Source organism: Bartonella sp. AC535YNZD (assembly GCF_042196625.1).
In the GTDB taxonomy this organism is placed as follows: domain Bacteria; phylum Pseudomonadota; class Alphaproteobacteria; order Rhizobiales; family Rhizobiaceae; genus Bartonella.
This window is the reverse complement of sequence record NZ_JBHIQP010000005.1, coordinates 66,581-88,203: the sequence shown is the minus strand read 5'-3', so window position 1 is coordinate 88,203 and position 21,623 is coordinate 66,581. Positions and strand designations below refer to the sequence as shown.

General features: G+C 36.7%; 17 protein-coding genes. 10 read left to right on the top strand and 7 right to left on the bottom strand.

Annotated elements, in window-relative coordinates; genetic code table 11:
* Positions 1-67 precede the first annotated feature (67 nt).
* From ACFIM8_RS04660 to ACFIM8_RS04640, 5 genes are all read left to right on the top strand, one after another.
* Positions 68-790 (top strand): glycerophosphodiester phosphodiesterase, encoded by a 723-nt coding sequence (locus ACFIM8_RS04660; protein ID WP_375606759.1) that lies wholly within the window; start codon positions 68-70, stop codon positions 788-790.
* Positions 791-1,761: 971 nt separating this feature from the next.
* Positions 1,762-3,096: a sn-glycerol-3-phosphate ABC transporter substrate-binding protein UgpB gene (gene ugpB / locus ACFIM8_RS04655; protein ID WP_375614578.1), complete on the top strand. Its 1,335-nt coding sequence runs from the start codon at positions 1,762-1,764 to the stop codon at positions 3,094-3,096.
* Positions 3,097-3,191: 95 nt separating this feature from the next.
* Positions 3,192-4,076, top strand: a complete 885-nt coding sequence (gene ugpA, locus ACFIM8_RS04650) for a sn-glycerol-3-phosphate ABC transporter permease UgpA (RefSeq protein ID WP_375606761.1) — start codon at positions 3,192-3,194, stop codon at positions 4,074-4,076.
* A 10-nt stretch (positions 4,077-4,086) separates the two neighbouring features.
* The gene (ugpE, locus tag ACFIM8_RS04645; protein WP_375606762.1) at positions 4,087-4,938 is read left to right on the top strand and encodes a sn-glycerol-3-phosphate ABC transporter permease UgpE; all 852 of its coding nucleotides are present in this window, start codon (positions 4,087-4,089) and stop codon (positions 4,936-4,938) included.
* A 2-nt stretch (positions 4,939-4,940) separates the two neighbouring features.
* Positions 4,941-5,987, top strand: coding sequence for a sn-glycerol-3-phosphate import ATP-binding protein UgpC (locus ACFIM8_RS04640; RefSeq protein WP_375606763.1), 1,047 nt, complete (start codon positions 4,941-4,943; stop codon positions 5,985-5,987).
* 1,915 nt (positions 5,988-7,902) lie between these two features.
* On the opposite strand, the gene ACFIM8_RS04635 is transcribed toward ACFIM8_RS04640, so the two are convergent.
* Genes ACFIM8_RS04635 through ACFIM8_RS04625 form a run of 3 tightly spaced genes read right to left on the bottom strand, consistent with a single transcriptional unit; the run spans position 7,903 to position 10,456 of the window.
* A complete protein-coding gene (locus tag ACFIM8_RS04635; protein ID WP_375606764.1) occupies positions 7,903-8,817 on the bottom strand; it encodes a metal ABC transporter solute-binding protein, Zn/Mn family in 915 nt (304 codons plus the stop codon).
* A gap of 10 nt (positions 8,818-8,827) precedes the next feature.
* The gene (locus tag ACFIM8_RS04630; protein ID WP_375606765.1) at positions 8,828-9,697 is read right to left on the bottom strand and encodes a metal ABC transporter permease; all 870 of its coding nucleotides are present in this window, start codon (positions 9,695-9,697) and stop codon (positions 8,828-8,830) included.
* 3 nt (positions 9,698-9,700) lie between these two features.
* The gene (locus ACFIM8_RS04625; RefSeq protein WP_375606766.1) at positions 9,701-10,456 is read right to left on the bottom strand and encodes an ABC transporter ATP-binding protein; all 756 of its coding nucleotides are present in this window, start codon (positions 10,454-10,456) and stop codon (positions 9,701-9,703) included.
* A 680-nt stretch (positions 10,457-11,136) separates the two neighbouring features.
* Here ACFIM8_RS04625 and nrdH point away from each other — a divergent pair.
* From nrdH to nrdF, 4 genes are read left to right on the top strand one after another with little or no spacing between them, the layout of a single operon-like run.
* Positions 11,137-11,361 (top strand): glutaredoxin-like protein NrdH, encoded by a 225-nt coding sequence (gene nrdH / locus ACFIM8_RS04620; protein ID WP_005774163.1) that lies wholly within the window; start codon positions 11,137-11,139, stop codon positions 11,359-11,361.
* Positions 11,361-11,759 (top strand): class Ib ribonucleoside-diphosphate reductase assembly flavoprotein NrdI, encoded by a 399-nt coding sequence (gene nrdI, locus ACFIM8_RS04615; protein WP_375606767.1) that lies wholly within the window; start codon positions 11,361-11,363, stop codon positions 11,757-11,759. The genes nrdH and nrdI overlap by 1 nt, the downstream gene beginning before the upstream one ends.
* Positions 11,741-13,891 (top strand): class 1b ribonucleoside-diphosphate reductase subunit alpha, encoded by a 2,151-nt coding sequence (gene nrdE / locus ACFIM8_RS04610; RefSeq protein WP_375606768.1) that lies wholly within the window; start codon positions 11,741-11,743, stop codon positions 13,889-13,891. Before nrdI ends, nrdE begins: the two co-directional genes overlap by 19 nt.
* A gap of 11 nt (positions 13,892-13,902) precedes the next feature.
* On the top strand, positions 13,903-14,877 hold the full coding sequence (gene nrdF, locus ACFIM8_RS04605) for a class 1b ribonucleoside-diphosphate reductase subunit beta (protein WP_273722534.1): 975 nt from the start codon (positions 13,903-13,905) through the stop codon (positions 14,875-14,877).
* Here nrdF and prmC read toward each other — a convergent pair.
* The 4 genes from prmC to secA all read right to left on the bottom strand — a co-directional run bounded on the left by prmC (position 14,874) and on the right by secA (position 20,183).
* Entirely contained in the window at positions 14,874-15,740 is an 867-nt protein-coding gene (gene prmC, locus ACFIM8_RS04600; RefSeq protein ID WP_375606769.1) for a peptide chain release factor N(5)-glutamine methyltransferase, read from the bottom strand. The two genes, nrdF and prmC, sit on opposite strands and share 4 nt — an antisense overlap.
* The gene (gene prfA / locus ACFIM8_RS04595) at positions 15,737-16,813 is read right to left on the bottom strand and encodes a peptide chain release factor 1 (RefSeq protein ID WP_375606770.1); all 1,077 of its coding nucleotides are present in this window, start codon (positions 16,811-16,813) and stop codon (positions 15,737-15,739) included. The genes prmC and prfA overlap by 4 nt, the downstream gene beginning before the upstream one ends.
* Positions 16,814-17,035: 222 nt before the next feature.
* Positions 17,036-17,455, bottom strand: coding sequence for a Fur family transcriptional regulator (locus tag ACFIM8_RS04590; protein WP_375606771.1), 420 nt, complete (start codon positions 17,453-17,455; stop codon positions 17,036-17,038).
* 10 nt (positions 17,456-17,465) lie between these two features.
* Complete coding sequence (gene secA / locus ACFIM8_RS04585; protein WP_375614577.1) at positions 17,466-20,183, bottom strand: preprotein translocase subunit SecA; 2,718 nt, start codon at positions 20,181-20,183, stop codon at positions 17,466-17,468.
* 434 nt (positions 20,184-20,617) lie between these two features.
* Between secA and ACFIM8_RS04580 the strand changes: the two genes are divergently transcribed.
* Complete coding sequence (locus ACFIM8_RS04580; protein WP_375606773.1) at positions 20,618-21,571, top strand: peptidylprolyl isomerase; 954 nt, start codon at positions 20,618-20,620, stop codon at positions 21,569-21,571.
* Positions 21,572-21,623: the final 52 nt, after the last annotated feature.

Sequence of the window (21,623 nt, the reverse complement as noted above, 5' to 3'; positions counted from 1 at the left end):
TGATATAAGTCTTTATCTGAAAATCTGTACGTCAATATATTGAAAAGTGAGAAGTATGAAATTTTGCATGTCTGAGAAAAAAATTGTTGCACACCGTGGAGGAGCTCATCTTTATCCTGAAAATACCCTTTCGGCATTTAATAATGCTATAGCGTTAGGTGTTGATGAAGTTGAATGCGACGTTCATTTGCTAAAAAGCGGTGAGGTGGTTGTCTTTCACGATTTTCATCTAGACCAATTGGTTGGCAAAAAGGGATATATTCACGACATTGATAATGAAACACGCAAACAACTCTGCGTGAAAGGTAGCCGAGAAGCACCTCCTTTATTAGAAGAGGTGCTTGATCTTCTAGCACCAACGAATGTTGCGTTACATATTGAAATCAAAACATGTGGTGAAGTGGAGCGTGAAACAATATTATCTCAAAAAGCGCTTGCGCTCATAAAAAGCCGCAATTTAACAGAACGGGTTTCTGCAATTAGTTTTGATCCTTTAGTTCTTCGTCCTTTTATTGAGGCAGGAATACCATCTGGTCCATGTGTTGATAATTTTGAAGGTGATATGCACCGTCATTTTTCTGAATGGAAACAATTGGGGTATACTGATCTAAGTTTAAATGGCTCTATTGTTACACAGGATTTTATTGAATCAGCTCTTGAGGCTGATTTTATTGTAGGGGTATGGACAATTAATGGAAAAGCTCGGTTATCACATTGGCTTGATATGCCTGTACATTATATTACGACAGATCAACCTGATCTTGCATTGACATTGCGAGCACAAAGGTAAAAAATATATACCTTATAAAAGAAATCCTTGTACCTTCATAAAGCGAGCTTAATGGAAGAAAACAAGAAATATTTTTTTACACGTAACAATAACACATTAATTTATAATGATAATTAATAGTTTTTCATGTTGAATGAGAATTCTTAACATATAAGGTTTTTTCATTTCAAATCTTTTTACAATGGATCAATCAAAATCATTCACTTGCACATTACAAGTAGGCTTGGTGTGTGGATAAATATCTCGTGAGAAAAGAATAAAAATTTTCATTTAAACATTCTCAAATGCAAGACTTGTTGAAGCATGAGGGTTCATAGAGTGGTGCTGTTTTTCACTTTTTGAAGCATAAGAATGATGGCGTGCAAAAAGTTTTATACACTTTAGTGGAGGGACTTTAATATTCCATTTTATAGAAGCTATCATGAGATATAGATGTATTGAAAGATTTTTTAACAGCATGAAAATTTTGTAAGACAAAGCCGTTTTGTTTTGCATGAAGGGCATGACCCCATTATCAGGGAAGGAGGCCATTAAATACTTTAAAATAATTTTCTTCATTTTAAGAAAAAGTCTATTTATCTCTTTGTTCAATGTAGTATCAACACCGTTTTAAGGCATAAATCGAAAGTTATAAGACAAATAACAAAATAATAAACAACTCTTTTTTTAAAAAGTAAGTTCAAATATTACAATAGTCATTGAATAACATTTACGATATATATCTTTTTACCTATTTCCTTGTTTATTTAAACCTTCTCATTTTTTAAATATTTACAATCGAATGACTCATGAATACATAAGAAAGCTTATAAAAGAAAACGAATAAATCTAAACAAATTCATTTGACCTTTTGGTGGTTCCTGTTTAAATGAGCCAGCATATTTTTATAATAAAATCGGCATGGCATGTTCATGTGTGATACTATAAATTTAGGGGTAGTTTGTATTCCATCACTTCAGAAAGGGTGAATCATGAGTCGTTTTTATCTTTCCATAGTAGCTACGGTTGCTATCATAATAACAACAGCGGGAATAACAGAAGGTTTCGCGCAGACAAAAATTAGCTTTTGGCATTCTATGAGTGGTGAACTAGGAAAGGAAACTGAAAGTCTCATTAACGATTTTAATGCGAGTCAATCTGAATATAAAGTTATTCCTTCATATCGCGGTGAGTATGAAGAGGGTTTGATTTCACTCATTGCAGCATTTCGTGGAAAGAAACAGCCGGTGCTCGCTCAAATTTATGACGTTGGTACTGGAACTATGATGGCAGCAAAAGGCGCAATCTATCCATTTTATCAACTTATGGCTGATACAAAACAAGAGTTCGATCCTACAGATTATTTTCCTGCTATTAGTGGCTATTACTCCGATGAACAGGGGCATATGGTTTCTATGCCATTCAATATTTCAACACCAATCCTTTATTATAACAAAGATATCTTTAAAAAAGCAGGGCTTGATCCAGAACAGCCTCCTAAAACGTGGCAAGATATAGAAGATTTTTCCAAAAAAATTCTTGAAACTAAAGCGGCAACGTGTGGTTTTACAATGACTTATGCAGCTCAATGGATTGGTATAGAAAACTTTTCAGCGTTGCATAATGTTCCTTTTGGAACGAAGGAAAATGGCTTTAAAGGATTTGATTCAGAACTTACATTTAATGGACCTTTACAAGTGCGTATGTGGGCTGACTTGAAAAAGTGGTCTGATCAAGGTATTTTCCGCTATGGTGGTCCTGCTGGCGCATTAGATTCAACACCAATGTTTATGGCACAAAATTGTGCAATTTTAATGCAATCTTCAGGATCATATGCTGGAATTGTTTCTGAAGCTCAGTTTAATGTGGGGGTTGGTATGCTACCATACTATAAGGATGCAGAAGGAGCGCCGCAAAATTCAGTTATTGGGGGAGCTTCTATTTGGGCGTTTAAGGGACATACTCCAAAGGAATATGCAGGGGCAGCCGCTTTTCTTAAATTTCTTTCAAAAACAGAAAATCAAGCAAGGTGGCATCAAGAAACAGGTTATCTTCCAACCACAAAAGCGACTTATGAATTAAGCAAAAAACAACATTTCTATGAAAAAACGCCAGGTGCTGATATAGCTATTAAACAGATCAATCTTAATCCTCCAACAGTTAATTCGAAAGGTATAAGATTTGGTAATTTACCACAAATCCGTACTATTCTTGATCAAGAGTTGGAAGCTGTTCTTCGTGGTTCAAAAACACCGAAAGATGGTTTAGATGAAACCGTTAAACGTGGAAATAAACTCTTGCGTGAATTTGAAAAATCCAATCATTAATTTCGTTTTATTGTTAAACATTAAAGACTCAACAAAAATCGTTGAGTCCTTTTTGTTTATCTTTTTAAAGTCTCTACATTTAAAGAGCCCTACGAATGCAAGAAAAGCATGCATATTTTAAAAATAGTCTCCTTTCTTACGGGTTGCTTTTTCCTCAGCTCCTTGTGACTTTTTTGTTTTTCTTTTGGCCTGCTGCTCAGGCAATAAAATCATCCTTTGAACGCGAAGATCCTTTTGGCTTTACAACAACTTTTATTGGTCTTGAAAATTATATAACCGTTCTTTCTGATCCTACTTATCGGCAATCGCTTCTTACAACCGCAGTATTTTCCATCTCAGTTACTGTCGCTTCAATGACAATATCACTTCTCTTAGCTGTCTGTGTTGATCGTGTCATCCGTGCAAAAAAGGCTTATACAATGCTTTTGCTCTGGCCCTATGCTGTTGCTCCAGTATTGGCCGGTATATTATGGTTGTTTATCTTTCATCCCACTATTGGGATTATCCCTTTTCTTCTCGAAAAAATAGGGGTTTTATGGAATTATCGTATTAATGGCACTCAAGCGATGCTTCTTATTGTCATTGCGGCTAGCTGGAAACAGATTTCTTACAATTTTCTCTTTTTTCTTACAGGTCTTCAGTCTGTTCCGCGTTCTCAAATAGAAGCAGCCGCCATTGATGGTGCTGGTCCCTTTAAACGATTTTGGACTGTGATCTTCCCACAAATTTCACCAACGACGTTTTTCCTTCTTATTGTCAATGTCAATTATGTTATGTTTGATACTTTTGGTATTATTGATAATACAACTTCTGGAGGTCCTGCGCGTGCAACGAGCATCCTCGTCTATAAAGTATATGATGATGGCTTTAGAAATCAAATAATCGGTGCATCGGCAGCACAATCAACACTATTGATGTTGATGGTTATTGTCTTAACGTTTATCCAGTTTCGCTGGATTGAGCGCCGTGTACAATATTAGGAAACAAATTATGGTTGAAAATCGCCCTGTTTTGAAAGTTATAACCCATATAACGCTCATTGTTGGTATTATCATTATTTGCTTTCCAGTTTATGTTGCTATCATTGCATCAACTCATAGTTCAGCAGCATTTACCTCAGGAACACTTCCTCTTTTGCCTGGGAAATATGCTCTGGAAAATTATAAAACAATCTTTGGTGATGGCCTTGCACAGCTGGGTTTGCCCAACCTCTGGCCACTTTTAATGAATTCATTCATTATGGCTCTTGGGATTAGTATTGGAAAAATTATTATTTCACTTTTGTCTGCTTATGCAATTATTTACATGCGCTTTCCCTTCCGAAAAACTGCTTTTGTTCTTATTTTTGTTACATTGATGCTCCCTGTCGAAGTTCGTATTCTTCCAACCTATGAGATTGTTGCAAAATTGGGGATGGTTAATACCTATAGTGGAATGATTATTCCACTTATTGCATCTGCAACCGCTACATTTTTATTTCGCCAGTTTTTTTTGACTGTTCCAGATGAACTCTTAGAGGCGGCACGTGTTGATGGTGCAGGTCCAGTTAAATTTTTTAAGGATATTCTTCTTCCTCTTAGTAAAAGTAATATCGCTGCTTTATTTATCATTATGTTCATTTATGGATGGATACAATATCTCTGGCCTCTTATCATCACAACGGATCAAAATCATCAAACGATCCTTATTATTTTAAAACAGCTTATTGTCGAATCACTTCAACATGATCCTCAATGGAATATACTCATGGCAGTATCGGTTGTTGCCATGGTTCCCCCTGTTCTTGTTGTTATCTTCATGCAGCGGCTTTTTATCAAAGGCCTTATTGAAACGGAGAAGTAATTGTGGCCATAATCCAGTTATCAAATATAAAAAAACAGTATGACAACGGCATTCTGGTCATTGATGATTTAAACTTAACTATTGCCGATAAAGAGCTTCTTGTTCTTGTCGGTCCTTCAGGGTGTGGAAAATCAACCTTATTACGTATTATAGCAGGACTTGAACAAGTCACCTCAGGTGAATTATGCATTGATAACGAACGTATCAATGATCGTGAACCAGCTGATCGTGATATTGCTATGGTTTTTCAAAATTATGCCCTTTATCCCCATATGACAGTTCGTGGAAACTTAGAATATGGTCTTAAAAATCGTAAAACTCCTAAAGAAGAAATTAAAAAACGTATCGCACATGCTGCAAAGCTTTTGGAGATAGAACCATTTCTTGATCGTAAACCACGACAATTATCAGGAGGACAACGTCAGCGTGTTGCAATGGGGCGTGTGATTGTACGTCAACCCCGTGTTTTTCTCTTTGATGAACCTCTTTCAAATCTTGATGCAAAATTACGGGCGCAAATGTGTATTGAAATAAAAACACTACAGCGTTCATTAGGAACAACGAGCCTCTATGTTACCCATGATCAACTAGAAGCTATGACATTAGCTGATAGAATAGTGGTTTTGAATAAAGGAGCTATCGAGCAAATTGGAACACCAATGGAAATTTACGATACTCCAGCAACAACATTTGTTGCTGATTTCATTGGTTCTCCTCCTATGAATTTTCTTGATCGCCATGTCTTAGAACAACATTTAGGGCATTCATTTTCTTATGGCGAAGAAACTGATCTTTTAGCCTTCAGACCTGAGATCATCTTATTGGGCGAACATCCAGACAAAGGGCCTGTCTTTCACACAAAAATTGAGCTTATCAAGCCTATTGGAACAGGTTGCCATGTTTTAACGCGTTGGAATGGTAGCATCTTTACGATTGAAATAAAAGAACGCTTGACACACGACTATGGTCAAAAACTAAGTTTCACAGTTGCTCATCAGAATTTTCATACTTTTAATAAAAACACAGGAAAGCGCACAAATAATAAGTAAGCATTAATTGATGTGATACGACTCTCTTTTATGCTGCGTCATGATAATGGTGTGTTTTGACTTGCTCAATTACATTTACAAACTCAGGTTGTAACCGATGGGATTAAAAACAAAATTTTAACAGTTTTGGTAATGATCCATTGTTCCGTGGCGCTGAGAATGTCAAAACATTTATATGAAGAAATTTGGTCTATAAGAAGAATATAATTTTCAAACATCATTTTCATTATAAAAAAATATCAATATAGAATAAATCTTTATTAACCAATTTTTACTCATTTATAATTTTGTTATAAAAAACAACATATTATCATATGTTTATTGATGTAATAATTTATGTGTATTATAAAAGTAAATGAGAGAAATAGAGAGAAAAAATGAGTCATAGATAAGGGAGGATGCGCCCCATATCTGAGCTTTGATCCCTAACATAAAAAGTCTATTTGATCCATAAAATACGACGCTGTTCTAAATAGTCTCTACGAGAATAGGCGCATTCTATTTTACTGCTGGCCATATGATCTAAAATAGTTTCAGAGCTCCTATAAGAAGCATTTATTTTTTTTACCAATCACATAAATTAGAGAGAAACCTATGCGCGCATGCTGCAAGTTTATTTTTTCTCATGTAAATCACTATGTAATTCTCAGCAAGGGTATCTGATAAGTTGCAAAAAATCACTGAGAGATAGAAGGTGTGCTTATTTTAGAATTTTCATTGCTTTTAGCGATAAAAGCAGATGAAACACATCTGTAACATCTCATCGATCTTTCTATATTCTTGAGTTAAAAATTGCCTATAGATCATCCTAAAACAGATCTTTATGAATATAACATAAGGGATTGGTGCGAACACCTATAAGAATCAGTAGGGACAAAGGCAGTTATATTATTGTTTTGCAAAGCATTTTATAAAAGCTGGTATATTTTTTCAATATATTGCCAGTCTATTAATGGTTTTATGATATTATTTTCTTATAAAGCGCGTGCTTTTTTGTTGCTTATAAATCAACCTAAACTTTATACAGCAGTATGTTTGAGACAAATATGAAGACGGTTCAGTGCTGTATTCAGTTTTATATGCTAAAGTAGAATAAGCTTATCTGCTTTGTGTAATTTCTAAAATGAGGAGACAGCTTAATTTAGGCAGAATATGAAAGCATCAAATAAAAAATAGATTTTATCTTTAGCCTCATCTTTTAATTTAGTATTGCGATTTTCAAAAACATCTAAGCCAATGTCTCTTACATAATGGCGATTAAGCATTGCCGAACACATTTTTTTTACGTTCGTTGAATAAAATTGCATCTCTCATACAAAAAGAATACCTAAACAGAAGGCTGTTGGGTTGCCAATTTACGCACTTTTTTAAAAAAATATCTTGCTAGGTTGTTCAAACTATTTTTTCACGCAGTCGTTTATAAATAGTATAACATAAATCCATTGTGTATTGCCATCTTTATGCGTATAAAAATACAAGCTTTGGCCATCATCATACTCTCTTTCAGTCTCCAACATTGCAACAATTATTGTGTTGAGACTCTTCATAAGAGGCATTTTTTCTTCAAGTGGTTTTTATTCATACACAATTCTACTTACATGTTATAAATGAAGTTGGATAGATAAAAATACTTTAAGAAAGAGACACCAAATTCTTCTTATGAATCTTTCAAGTGTCGAGAGTTATTGTAAAAGAAGCATTGAAAAATAGAATGCTACTGCTAACAGTTTGGGCACCATGAGGCAATAAATCTACTTACTTTATCTATCTTAGAATCTATAGAGTATAAATTTCTCTGTAAAAGTAACTTTATTTCATATCAATGTTATCAATTATAGCTGTTGGGGCATCATTAGTAACATAACCATAGACTTACGATTTTATGAACTCTTTTTTATCTCTTTTATAGAAGATCTTAATGTTTTGTGATAGCATCAATGATGGTATTCACATTATGTTCCATCATATCGAGATAAGTTGCTGCAGGGCCATTTTTGTTTGACAATGCATCAGAATAAAGTGTTCCACCAATTGTTAGACCTGTTTCTTTTGCAATCTGTTTTATGAGACGAGGATTAGAGATATTTTCAACGAATAGGGCCGTTGCTTTATTCGCTTTAATTTGTTTAATAAGCTTGGCTACATCGGCTGCGGTTGCTTCAGTTTCTGTTGAAGCACTTTGAGGAGCAAGGATAGTAAAACCATATTCCTTGGCAAAATAGCCAAAGGCATCATGAGATGTGATAATGATACGTTTATCTTTAGGAATGGTAGCAATTTTTGTTTTCAGGGTATCTTGTGCTATTTTAAGTTTTTGGATGTAGGTTTCGGCATTTTTTTTGTAGCTGGTGCAGGATTGTGGATCAATTTTACAAAAAGCAGCAGCAATATTCTTCACATAGATTTCAACATTGGGAATTGTTTGCCAAGCGTGTGGGTCAATAACGCTGTGATGATGGGCATTATGTTCTTGTTTTTTCATTTCGAGAGGGGGTATATTATCACTAACTTTGACAAGAAGTGCTTTTGTACCGCTTGCTGTGATAAGGCGGTCAATGAACCCCTCTAAATGAAGTCCGTTGATGAAAATAATTTGAGCATTTCTAAGAGCTTGAGCATCATGAGGGGTAGGTTCATAAGTGTGGGTATTCGCATTGGGACCTACAAAAGTGGTCATAGAGATATGGTTGTCTCCTACATTTTTTATGAGATCTGCAAGAATGGAAAAGCTCGCAACAACTTTGATTTTATTGTGTGCAGAAGCAGAAAATGGAGAAAGGGCAAGCAATAAAGCTCCAAGAAGAACAAATTTTTGAGCAAATTTAGGCACGTTTTTTTCCTTAAAGTGAGGAGGTATAAAAGAGGTGGGGAAACCATGCTACAATAAAGCCACGTGGACTTATCAAACAGGAAACAAGATAAATAAATCCTGCGGTAATGATGATAGCAGGGCCGGATGGAAGTGAAAGATGAAAAGAAAGCAGGAGACCACCTACGCTAGAAATGATTCCAAAAAGAGTGGAAAGCGCGCAAATAGGGCCTAGCCGTGAAAACCAAAAACGGGCTGTAATGGCTGGAATCATCATAATGCCAACGGAAAGTAATGTTCCTAGTGATTGAAAGCCTCCAACTAGATTCAGCACCACAAGTCCAAGCAATGAAATATGAATATATTTACTCAATGGAGAGAGTGATTTAAAAAAGAGGGGGTCAAAGCTTTCTAAAACGAGTGCACGCCAAAAAATACAAAGGCTGCATAGTGTAATCAGCATTATAGTAGTGATTAACCAAAGGGCTTGTGCATCAAGTGCAAGAACCGATCCGAATAAGAGATGAAGCAGCTCAATAGTTGAGTCTTTCAGTGAGATAATAATAACACCTGCCGCGAGTGCAATAAGATAAAAGACGGTCATGGATGCATCTTCTTTCTGAAAGCTGTTTCGTGAAATCAAAATGGTTGCTAAAGCAACAATAATGCCAGCAAAAATACCACCAAGTGTCATAGATATAAGGGAGAAGCCGCAAATGAGAAAAGCAGTTGCAACACCAGGAAGAATGGCATGAGAGATAGCATCTCCTGTCAAACTCATTCCACGGAGCATCAAAAACACACCAACAGGACAAGCACTAATAGAGAGGAGAATAGAGCCGATAAGAGCGTTTTGCATAAATTGGAAATCAACAAAGGGGGCAAGAAAAAATGCATACACGTCTTATAACCTAAGAAAGAGAGGATCATTAATGAGAAGATTTTGTTTTTGTTGTGCGCTAATAGGGAAAGAATTGGATGTGAGAGGTGGCATAACGTGATGAAGGGTGTTGTTTAAAAACTGTGTTGTTTCTCCATAAAAGGCGTTTTGTTGATCAATTTGAATCATTTGGGGAAAAAATTCTTGCACGATGAGAGGGTTATGGAGTGCTGTGAGAATTGTGCGTCCTTGCTGTTGCCAGTATGTGATCAGTGCAAGAAGGTCTTTTTGGGTATTATGATCTACACCATTGAAAGGTTCATCAAGCAAAATAATATTGGCATCTTGTACAATGATACGTGCAAAAAGAGCGCGTTGTAATTGCCCACCTGATAATGTTTCAAGCGAACGGGTGGCAAGTGCTGAGAGTCCAACCATTTCAAGCGCATTCTGAATCTTAGAATCATAAGGGCGTTGGTTTTTCCATAATCCACAAAAGGACCATAACCCTGTTTTGATAAGCGTTTTCACATCAATTGGAAATGTTTGATCTACATGACATTGCTGAGCAAGATAAGCAATGCGGCTTTTTTTTGGTTTTGTAATTTTTCCTTTAAGAGGTTTAATCAATCCGGCGATAGCTTTTAGCAGTGTCGATTTTCCAGCGCCATTATCACCTGTTATTGCAACCAATGAACCAGCTTTTAACTTTGCTGAAAAGTTCTTTATTGCTATTCTATTCCTATAGCCTAATGTTGTCTTATTGAAGTGCAGATCCATATTTTTTACCATCGTTGCTTATTATTTTGGAAACTATGTAATAATATAACGTTTGTCAACAAAATGTTATATTATTACATAGTTTTGAGTACTGAAAATTTTAGTGGGAAGATCGTGGAAAATTAAAAATAATAATTGAATTCACCTTGACGAAAGAGAGAGAGTATATACTATATATAGTATCAAAATGATTGGTGATTCTAAATAAGCACAAGAGAGGGTGTTAGTGTGTTTCGTTTGGTATCTAAGTTATTTCCATTATTGTAAAGAGTTTATTGGCCAAAGGTATAGCAGTATTTTTACTGAAGAATCTCTTTTGGAAGGATTCCCTTTCGTTTTTGTAATTGATTTTTGCCGTAAAAGAGTAAACAGAGCTCTTGAAAAACGGTAGTTTAGAACGTTAGTTTTTTAGACAGCAGGAGGGAATTGTAATGCAAGCAAAAGATTGTTTTATAACTAGGGGGCTTTGCCATTTAAGTTGTAGAATAATCGCTTATTCTCATCATAGTTTTTGAAGTTATTTGATGAGGAATTCTGTTATGTTTAAGAAGCTGTGTATTATTTGAAAATAACCACATGTTTTGCTTACAATTTCTGTTTTTTGTTATTCTTGAGTACCTATAAAATTATTAGATTGACCTTTCAGGGTTGATTGTTTGGAATTGTGAAAGTTGAAGAAAATGTCGATCACTATTTATAGTAAACCATCTTGTGTCCAATGTGATGCTACACGCCGCGCTTTTGATGCAAAAGGCATTCATTATCGTGTTGTTGATATTTCCTGTGATGAACAAGCATATAGTTTTGTTCAATCTCTGGGGTATCGTCAGGTTCCTGTCGTTGTTTGTGGTGAAAATCATTGGTCTGGTTTTAGACCAGATATGATTAGTGGTCTTTGTGCTTAATGGGGCTTATTGTTTATTATTCGAGTGCAACGGGTAATACAGAACATTTTGTCTCGCAGCTTGGTCAACGACTCTTCAAAATTGATAAAAAAAAGCCTTCTGCATTGGTTGGTGAACCTTATGTATTGGTTGTTCCTACATATGCAGATGGCGAAGGAAGAGGGGCCGTGCCAAAGGCCGTTGTCCAGTTTCTTAATGAATCTGAGAACCGAAAATTAATTTGTGGTGTTATTGGCGGTGGGAATCGTAATTTTGGTCGCTATTATAATTTAGCAAGTAAAATTATTGCTGAAAAATGTTGTGTCCCTTGCCTTTATCGTTTTGAGCTGCGTGGAACTGATGAAGATGTTATTTATGTAAAAAAGGGATTGGAAAGATTTTGGAAACAATTGGTATAGGACAATCGCAGAAATCCGATCAGGTTACTGATTATCATGCGTTGAATGCAATGCTTAATCTTTATGATGAAAATGGTCATATTCAATTTGATATGGATCGGCTTGCTGCGCGGCAATATTTTCTTCAGCATGTTAATCAAAATACAGTTTTTTTTCATAACCTGAAGGAAAAAATAGATTACTTAATAGAAGAAGGTTATTATGAAAAAGCTTTGTTTGAGCTTTATGATTTTTCTTTTATTAAAAAGCTTTTTAAACGTGCTTATGCATTTAAATTTCGTTTTCCTACCTTTTTAGGCGCGTTTAAGTATTATACCAGCTATACACTGAAGACTTTTGATGGGAAACGTTATCTTGAACGTTATGAAGATCGCGTCTGTCTTGTAGCTTTATATTTGGCACAAGGGAATAAAGCTCTTGCGGAAAGTTTTGTGGATGAAATTATTACAGGACGTTTTCAACCAGCAACGCCAACATTTCTAAATGCTGGCAAAAAACAACGTGGTGAATTGGTTTCGTGTTTTTTGCTACGTGTTGAAGATAATATGGAATCGATAGGTCGTTCGGTTAATTCGGCTTTGCAGCTTTCAAAACGTGGTGGAGGTGTGGCGCTTTGTTTGACCAATTTGCGGGAAGCTGGAGCGCCAATTAAGCAAATAGAAAATCAGTCCTCAGGTGTTTTACCGGTGATGAAACTCTTGGAAGATTCTTTTTCTTACGCCAATCAGCTTGGGGCACGACAGGGGGCTGGAGCTGTTTATTTGCATGCTCATCATTTAGATATTATGAAGTTTTTGGATACAAAGCGTGAAAATGCTGATGAAAAAGTTAGAATCAAAACGCTTTCGCTTGGTGTCGTTATTCCTGATATTACTTTTGAGCTTGCACGGAATAATGAGGATATGTATCTCTTCTCATCGTATGACATCGAGCGTGTTACAGGTAAACCCTTTAGCGATATTTCTTTAACGGAGCATTATCGATCCTTTGTTGATAATGCAAAGATTCGTAAAAAGAAAATAAGTGCACGCGTTTTTTTCCAGACACTAGCGGAAATTCAATTCGAGTCGGGTTATCCCTATATTTTATTTGAGGATACTGCTAATCGATCGAATCCGATAGCTGGGCGCATAAGTATGAGCAATTTATGTTCAGAAATTTTGCAGGTGAGTGAGGCGAGTGAACTGGAGACAGATTTAACGTATCGCACGATTGGAAGTGACATATCCTGTAATCTTGGATCCATGAATATTGCCAAAGCAATGGAAAGTCCTGATTTTGGACAGACCGTAGAATCTGCTGTTCGTGCTCTGACTGCTGTTTCGGATATGAGCAATATTGCTTGTGTACCTTCCATTGCGAAAGGCAATGCCGAAAGTCATGCGATTGGTTTGGGACAAATGAATTTGCATGGGTTTCTAGCGCGTGAGCAGATTTATTATGGATCTCCAGAAGCGATTGATTTTACCAATATCTACTTTTATATTGTGACATATCACGCCATACGTGCTTCCAATTTAATTGCGCGCGAACGTCAAGAAATATTTGCAGGGTTTGAAAAATCAGCTTATGCAGATGGGCGTTTTTTCGAAAAATATATTGAAAAAGAATGGAAACCGCAATTTGCGCTTGTACAAGAGCTTTTTGCACGGAACAATATTGTTATTCCAAGTCAAAATGATTGGCAGGAACTCAAAGATTTAGTTGTTGAGTATGGGTTGTATAATCGCAATCTACAGGCTGTTCCACCCACGGGATCTATTTCCTATATTAATCATGCCACTTCTTCTATTCATCCAATTGCTTCAAAAATTGAAATTCGCAAAGAGGGAAAAATTGGGCGCGTTTATTATCCCGCTCCTTATATGGATAATACGAATTTGAATTTTTACCAAGATGCTTATGAGATTGGGCCTGAAAAAATTATAGATACCTATGCTGTTGCAACACAGCATGTTGATCAAGGTCTTTCATTAACATTATTTTTTCCCGATACAGCGACCACACGTGATATTAACCGCGCACAAATTTATGCTTGGAAAAAGGGTATCAAGAGTATTTATTATGTACGATTACGGCAAGTAGCATTAAGTGGAACAGAAGTAGATGGCTGTGTTTCGTGCAGTTTATAGGAGATCATCATATGACAAAGATTACAACCAAAAATCCTGTTGTGTGTGCTGTTAATTGGAATAGATTACATGATGAGAAAGATCTTGAAGTATGGAACCGCTTAACTGGGAATTTTTGGTTACCTGAGAAGGTTCCACTTTCCAATGACATTCCCTCATGGTCAAGCTTAACGGATGAAGAACGTAAATTAACGATTCGTGTTTTTACAGGACTAACGCTTTTAGATACAATTCAAAACACTGTAGGAGCCATTTCGCTTCTGGCTGATGCGATAACAGAGCATGAGGAGGCGGTTTTGACGAATATTGCGTTTATGGAAGCGGTTCATGCACGTTCTTATTCCTCTATTTTTTCAACCCTTTGCTCGACCGTAGAAGTTGATGATGCATTTAGATGGTCGGAAGAAAATATTCATTTGCAGAAAAAGGCTAGATTAGTACTTGAACGTTATGAAGCAAATGATCCACTCAAGAAAAAAATTGCTTCTACTTTACTGGAAAGCTTTTTATTTTATTCTGGTTTTTATTTGCCCATGTATTGGGCTAGTCGCGCTAAGTTAACCAATACAGCAGATCTCATTCGACTGATCATTCGTGATGAAGCGGTTCACGGTTATTATATAGGTTATAAATTCCAATTGGGCTTTGCAAAGCTTGATGAAGCCAAAAGACAAGAAATTAAAGATTTTGCTTTTAACCTGCTCTTTGACCTTTATAACATCGAGTGCAAATATACTGAAGATCTTTATGATGCACTTGGATTGACGGAAGATGTTAAAATTTTTCTTCATTATAATGCTAACAAGGCTTTAATGAATTTAGGTTTTGAAGCTCTTTTCCCTCCTGAGGTTTGTCGTGTTAATCCCGCTATTTTGGCAGCTTTATCACCAAACTCTGACGAAAATCATGACTTTTTTTCAGGGGCAGGTTCTTCTTATGTCATTGGCAAGGCGGTTGCTACCACGGATGATGATTGGGAATTTTAATGTTTGCATGCAAATAGAAGTGCGCGGGGTATTCCACTGAGGTCTTTGCGCATTTCTAAGCATTGAAAGCCATTTGTTTCAAACAAATTGCAAACTTCTTTTTCTTGAGAGTAACCAATTTCAACAGCGATAGTGCCGTTTTCTTTTAAGTAGTTGGCTGCTTCATGGGCGAGCTTACGATAAAAATCAAGACCATCTTTTCCACCGATAAGAGCGCGCAATGGATCATGTAAGCGCACTTCTTTTGCAAGTTTTTTGATATCTTTTGCGGGGATATAAGGTGGATTGGAAACAATGAAATCAAAGCGACCAGTGACAGAATTAAACCAATCGCTAAGAAGAGGTGTGAAGCGATGTATTACTTCAGCATTTTTTGCATTTTTTGTCGCTGTTTTAAGGGCATCTTCAGAAATATCGACAGCGACTGCATAGGATTGTGGAATGTGTTTAAGAATGGCAATGGCAATGGCGCCACTTCCTGTCCCCATATCAAGGAGTGTTATTTTTCTCGAATTTTCGACATATTTTTTGAGGAAAGGGAGAACAAGATCTATCAACGTTTCTGTATCAGGACGGGGTTCTAACGTCTCTTGAGACAAAGCGAAGGATATGCCATAAAATTCTCGTTCTCCTATAATACGGTAGACGGGTTCGCCTGCAATCCGCCGTTGGACAGCCTGTTCTATTTGTGTAATGTGCTCAGAAGATAGAGGTATATCTGGTTGAGAAATTCTTTCAGCAGCATTTATTCCTGTTATCCATTCAATGAGTATTTTCGCATCGAGATTGGCTTCAGAAATTCCTTTCATGCGCAATTTTTCTTGAGTTTGTTGGATGACATTTTTGAAAGAATATTTGTTCAATTATTGTCCATTTCCATCAGGAGTGCTGTTTGGTGATCTGAGATGAGTGCATGAATAAGCTCATCAAGATCTCCTTCCAATATGCGATCAAGCTTATACAGGGTCAGATTAATACGGTGATCCGTGATGCGTCCTTGTGGAAAATTATAGGTACGAATACGTTCTGAACGATCACCAGAACCAACTTGGCTCTTACGGGAAGCTGAACGTTCATTTTCCGCTTTTTGTCGTTCGATATCGAATAAGCGTGCCCGTAAAATTTGAAGGGCTCGTGCTCGGTTTTGATGTTGTGATTTTTCTGCTTGTACGACCATAATTCCTGTTGGAATATGCGTGATACGAACAGCTGAATCCGTTGTATTAACATGCTGTCCTCCTGCTCCAGATGCACGCATTGTGTCGATACGAATATCTTCAGGACGAATATCAATATCAATATCTTCAGCCTCTGGAAGTACAGCAACGGTAGCAGCAGATGTATGGATACGTCCACCTGTCTCTGTTTCAGGGATGCGTTGCACACGATGGACACCTGATTCATATTTCAATTTAGAAAAGACACCTTTTCCTGAAATGCTAGCAATAATCTCTTTATATCCGCCAACTTCCCCCTCACTGAGTGAAATAACTTCTACTTTCCAATGGTGAGCATGGGCATAACGTTCATACATGCGAAAAAGATCACCGGAAAAAAGTGCTGCTTCTGATCCACCCGTTCCTGCTCGAATTTCAATAATAGCGCTTTTTTCATCAGCAACATCTTTAGGCAAAAGCAGAATCTGGAGTTCTTTTTCAAATTGCTCTCCTTTTTTATATAACGATGGTAGCTCTTCCTGGGCAAGGTTACGCATCTCTATATCTGTTTGTTTATCGTTGATAATCGCTTCTAATTCTGTAATCTCTCCGTAAAGAGCATTTAATGCGCGTATAGAGGTAATAACGGGTTGTAGTTCTGCATATTCAGAAGCTAATTTGACATATGTTTCAGCATTTGGATTTGTTGTCATTTGGCTTTCAATTATTTCAAAGCGCTTTTCAAGCTGTTTCATACGATCTTGTGGCAAAGAAACCATGATAATATTGGCCTAATTTTTCATAATACAATTTTTATAATATTTTTTTGCAATGATTTTTTGTGATAATATCGGCAATGAATTACCGTATAGCATCATACAAAAAGAGGTAATAAAGCAATTCTTTTTTTTTGCCAATGAAAACTATTATATTTTAAAGGTAAATTTTTATAAAATTTGATTTGCCTGAGGTATTTTATCTAATGATATATAATCATTTTTTTAAGAGTTTTTTTTTCCGTAAAGTTCAAGGCGATGATGAATAATATCATAGCCAAGGGATTTTGCAATTTCCTCTTGCAGCTTTTCAATAACATCAGAATGAAACTCGATAACTTGTCCTGTTTCTATATCAATAAGATGATCATGATGTTGCCCATCTGCTTGCTCAAAACGAGATGGACCACCACTAAAGCTATGGCGATGAATTGTTCCATTTCCTTCTAATATTTTCATGGTTCGATAAACCGTTGAGAGTGAAATATTCGAATCTATTTTGTTTGCACGCTGAAAAATTTCAAATGCATTGGGATGATCATTTGTATCCGTCAAAATATCAAGAATAACACGTCGTTGACGTGTTACTCTTAAACCAGCTGTGCGCAATTCTTGCTCATAATTTCGCTTTTTATTCATTTGCATAGTTTACTTTTCAAACAAAGGCTCCATGACAGTGTTTGTATTTTTTCTCTGAACCGCAAGGACAACGCTCATTACGTCCAACTTTTCCCCATGTGGTTATATCGTTAGGGTCACGATCTTGTGGATTAACAAATCTATTTTCTTGTGATCGTGCCCATAAGGTTGGAGCATTTTCTTGACTTTGATCATTAAAGACGGATGAAACAGCATCCGTTTGCTCAGGCATGGTTGGTTCTGTGGGTTGTTGAATAATTTCAAAGCGCATAAGTTTAGAAGTGACAATTCTGCGCAAATTTTTCAACATATTTTGAAAGAGTTCAAATGATTCTGTCTTATATTCATTGAGTGGATCCCGCTGCGCATAACCACGAAACCCAACAACAGAACGCAAATGGTCTAAACTTACCAGATGTTCACGCCATAACGTGTCAATAGTTTCGAGCAACACTGCTTTGTGAAAATAAGCCATAACTTCTGGAGAATATCGTTCAGTACGATCATTTTCAAGTTTTGTAACAGCATCTGATACACGCTCTAGAATTTGCTCCTCGGCAATTCCATCTTCTTTTGCCCATTCTTCCACTGGAAGCTCAAGATTAAAGAGTTGTTGAAGCTCTTCTTCGAGAGTTTTTGCATCCCATTTTTCAGAATATGTCCCTGATGGAATATAAGCCTCTACGAGATCCTCTACGACTTCATTACGCATTTCAAGGATCATTTCTGATAAATCATCTGCATTCATGACCTCCATACGCTGTTCAAAAATAACTTTGCGTTGATCATTCATGACATCATCATATTTTAGTAGATTTTTACGAATTTCAAAGTTTCGTGCTTCGACCTTTTTTTGTGCTTTTTCAAGGGCTTTATTAATCCATGGATGGATAATAGCTTCATTTTCTTTCAATCCAAGTTTTTGTAGCATACCATCCATACGGTTGGAGCCAAAGATACGCATAAGATCATCTTGAAGAGAGAGAAAGAATTTTGAGCGACCAGGATCGCCTTGGCGACCAGAACGTCCACGAAGCTGGTTATCAATACGACGGCTTTCATGACGTTCAGTAGCGATAACGTAAAGCCCTCCAGCCGCTAAAGCTTTTTCTTTAAGTTGCTTGACATCTTTTTTTATTTCTTCAATTTTAGCTGTCCGCTCTGGACCATCGGGGATATCCTGTAACTCTTGTCGAATGCGCATTTCAACATTACCACCAAGTTGTATATCCGTACCGCGTCCTGCCATGTTGGTTGCAATGGTGAGAGCTCTAGGAACTCCTGCTTGCGCAATGATATATGCTTCTTGTTCGTGATAGCGAGCATTTAAGACTCTAAAATCGGTAATGCCTTCTTTTCGCAAACGTTCTGCCAATTGTTCTGATTTTTCAATAGAGGTTGTTCCAACAAGAATAGGCTGTTCTTTTTCGTGTGCTTGACGGATATCACGCACAATTGCCCGATATTTCTCTTCTGCTGTTCGATAAATCTCATCATCTTCATCAATACGTTGTATTGGCAAATTTGTAGGAACTTCGACAACGTCAAGACCATAAATATTTCTGAATTCTTCGGCTTCTGTTGTTGCAGTTCCAGTCATGCCAGATAATTTTCTATACATACGGAAGTAATTTTGGAAAGTGATGGAAGCAAGTGTCTGGTTTTCTGGTTGAATAGCAACATGCTCTTTAGCTTCTAAAGCTTGATGAAGTCCTTCAGAATAACGCCGCCCAGGCATCATTCGCCCTGTAAATTCGTCAATAATAACGATCTCATCATTGCGAACAATATAATCTTTATCGCGAGCAAACAGTTTATGAGCTTTTAGAGCATTATTGACATGATGAACGATAGCGACATTTTCTATGTCATAAAGACTCTCACCTTTAAGATGCCCAGCTTGTTCGAGCATTTTTTCAATTTTTTCAGTACCAACTTCAGTAAAGGTCGTTGTTTTTTGTTTTTCGTCTATTTCATAGTCTTCTGGAGTTAAGGCAGGAATAAATGTATCAATAAGGTTATAGAAGTCAGTCCGATCTTCTAGAGGACCAGAAATAATAAGGGGGGTACGGGCTTCATCAATAAGAATCGAATCAACTTCATCAACAATTGCGTAATGATGTCCACGTTGGACCATTTGACTATGATCGAAGGCCATATTATCACGCAAATAGTCAAAACCTAGTTCATTATTTGTGGCATAGGTGATGTCGCATGCATATGCCTCTCGGCGGGCTTCACTATCAAGATCATGAAGAATCACGCCTGTTGTAAGCCCTAGAAAACTAAAAATTTTCCCCATTGTTTCAGCATCACGACTGGCGAGATAATCGTTTACTGTCACAACATGAACGCCTTTACCTTCCAATGCATTGAGATAAATTGGTAGAGTTGCCATTAATGTTTTACCTTCACCAGTACGCATTTCAGCTATGCCGCAGTCGTGAAGGACCATTCCACCAATAAGTTGTACGTCAAAAGGACGCATGTCATAAACACGTTTTGCTGCTTCACGAACAGTTGCGAAAGCTTCTGGTAAGAGCAAATCAATACTTTCACCTCCACTAAGACGTTTACGAAAGGCATCTGTTTTTTGGTAAAGCTGCTCATCACTTAATTTTACGAATTGTTCTTCCAAAGCATTAATTTGTGCAACTTTTTGGCGGAGTGCTTTGAGGCGTCGCTCATGAGCTGAACCAAAAAATTTACGTGCAAAAACACCTAAACCGACCATCACTGGCCCTTTCTTTTAATTATTGTCACTTTTGTTGGGTAATTCATACGTTTTCCCCATTCTCTACATTTTCTTTAAGTTTTCTGATATCATTAGAGATATAATGAAATGCAGATGGTACCATTATACTTGCTGGTGTGCAATTTTCCATTTTAATTGTAACGTAGAGATAAGAGGCTAAGCGCGCTATGTCAACTTTAGGTATGCTATTTAACTGATACAATACAAAGTAATTGAAGATACAATATGTCATTTTTCTCTATGATCATGTTTTTCATTTGCATTAGATAGGGTTGTAGAAACCGAGATAAAAGAACGATTTTATATTTTTTACAATGAAATTACTAATTTATTTCTCTATATTTAAAGAATAAAGTGTTATGGTAAAGAAAATTGGAATCTTGAACCTGCCTTCACTTTTAAGGAGTATATTTATGAAATTCAACTTTATCACGCTGTTTTTAGCATCAACTTTATTGGCAAGTACAAGTTTAGGGGTGAAAGCCCAAGAAGGTGTGAATTCACCATCGAATGATTTAAAAACTTTGGAGAAAGCTTCTGAAAAAGCAATTTCTCCTTCTCATGTTATGGCAGTTATTGATGGGAAAAATATTACAGCAGGTCAATTGGATGATTTAGCACTTGAAATAAATCCTAATTTAGCACGTTTTCCTGATGAACAACGTCGTATGATGGTTCTAAAAGCTTATTTAGATATGCAGGCACTTGCAAAAGAAGCAAGAAGAAAAGGTCTTGATAAGACAGAAGCTTACGATAAACGTATGGCAGTCATGCGTGATAATGTTCTTCAACAGCTTTATTTTAAACAGACGATTGTTGACAAAATATCGGATACTGATTTGGAAGCTCTTTATAAGCAAGAAGTTGCTGCTCTACCTAAGGAGGATGAGGTTAAAGCGCGTCATATTTTGGTCAAAACGAGAAAAGAAGCAGAAGCTATCATTAAGCATTTAAATAAAGGCGAAAGTTTTGAAGAGATTGCAAAGAAAAGTTCAACAGATGGTTCTGCTGCCGTTGGGGGTGATCTTGGTTATTTTAGCCATGGTCAAATGGTCAAGCCTTTTGAAGATGCCGCATTTGGTTTGAAAGTTGGCGAATACACTAAACAACCTGTTGAAAGTCCTTTTGGTTGGCATATTATTAAATTAGAGGATCGTCGTGTAAAACAACCGCCTGCATTTGATGATGTTAAAGAAATGTTGCGGACACAGCTGATAAAAAAGCGCTATCAAGAACTGATTGTTGATTTACGTAGCAAGATAGATGTGAAATACCCTGATCCTAATGTTACAAAAATCATGGAATCGCTTCATCAAAATGGGACGCTGCTTCCCGATGAGACGTCCGATGAAGAAGATACGGAATAGCTAGGAAAATAAGTAGATAGCCTCTTTAATAGATAATTTGCTAGGTTGGTTT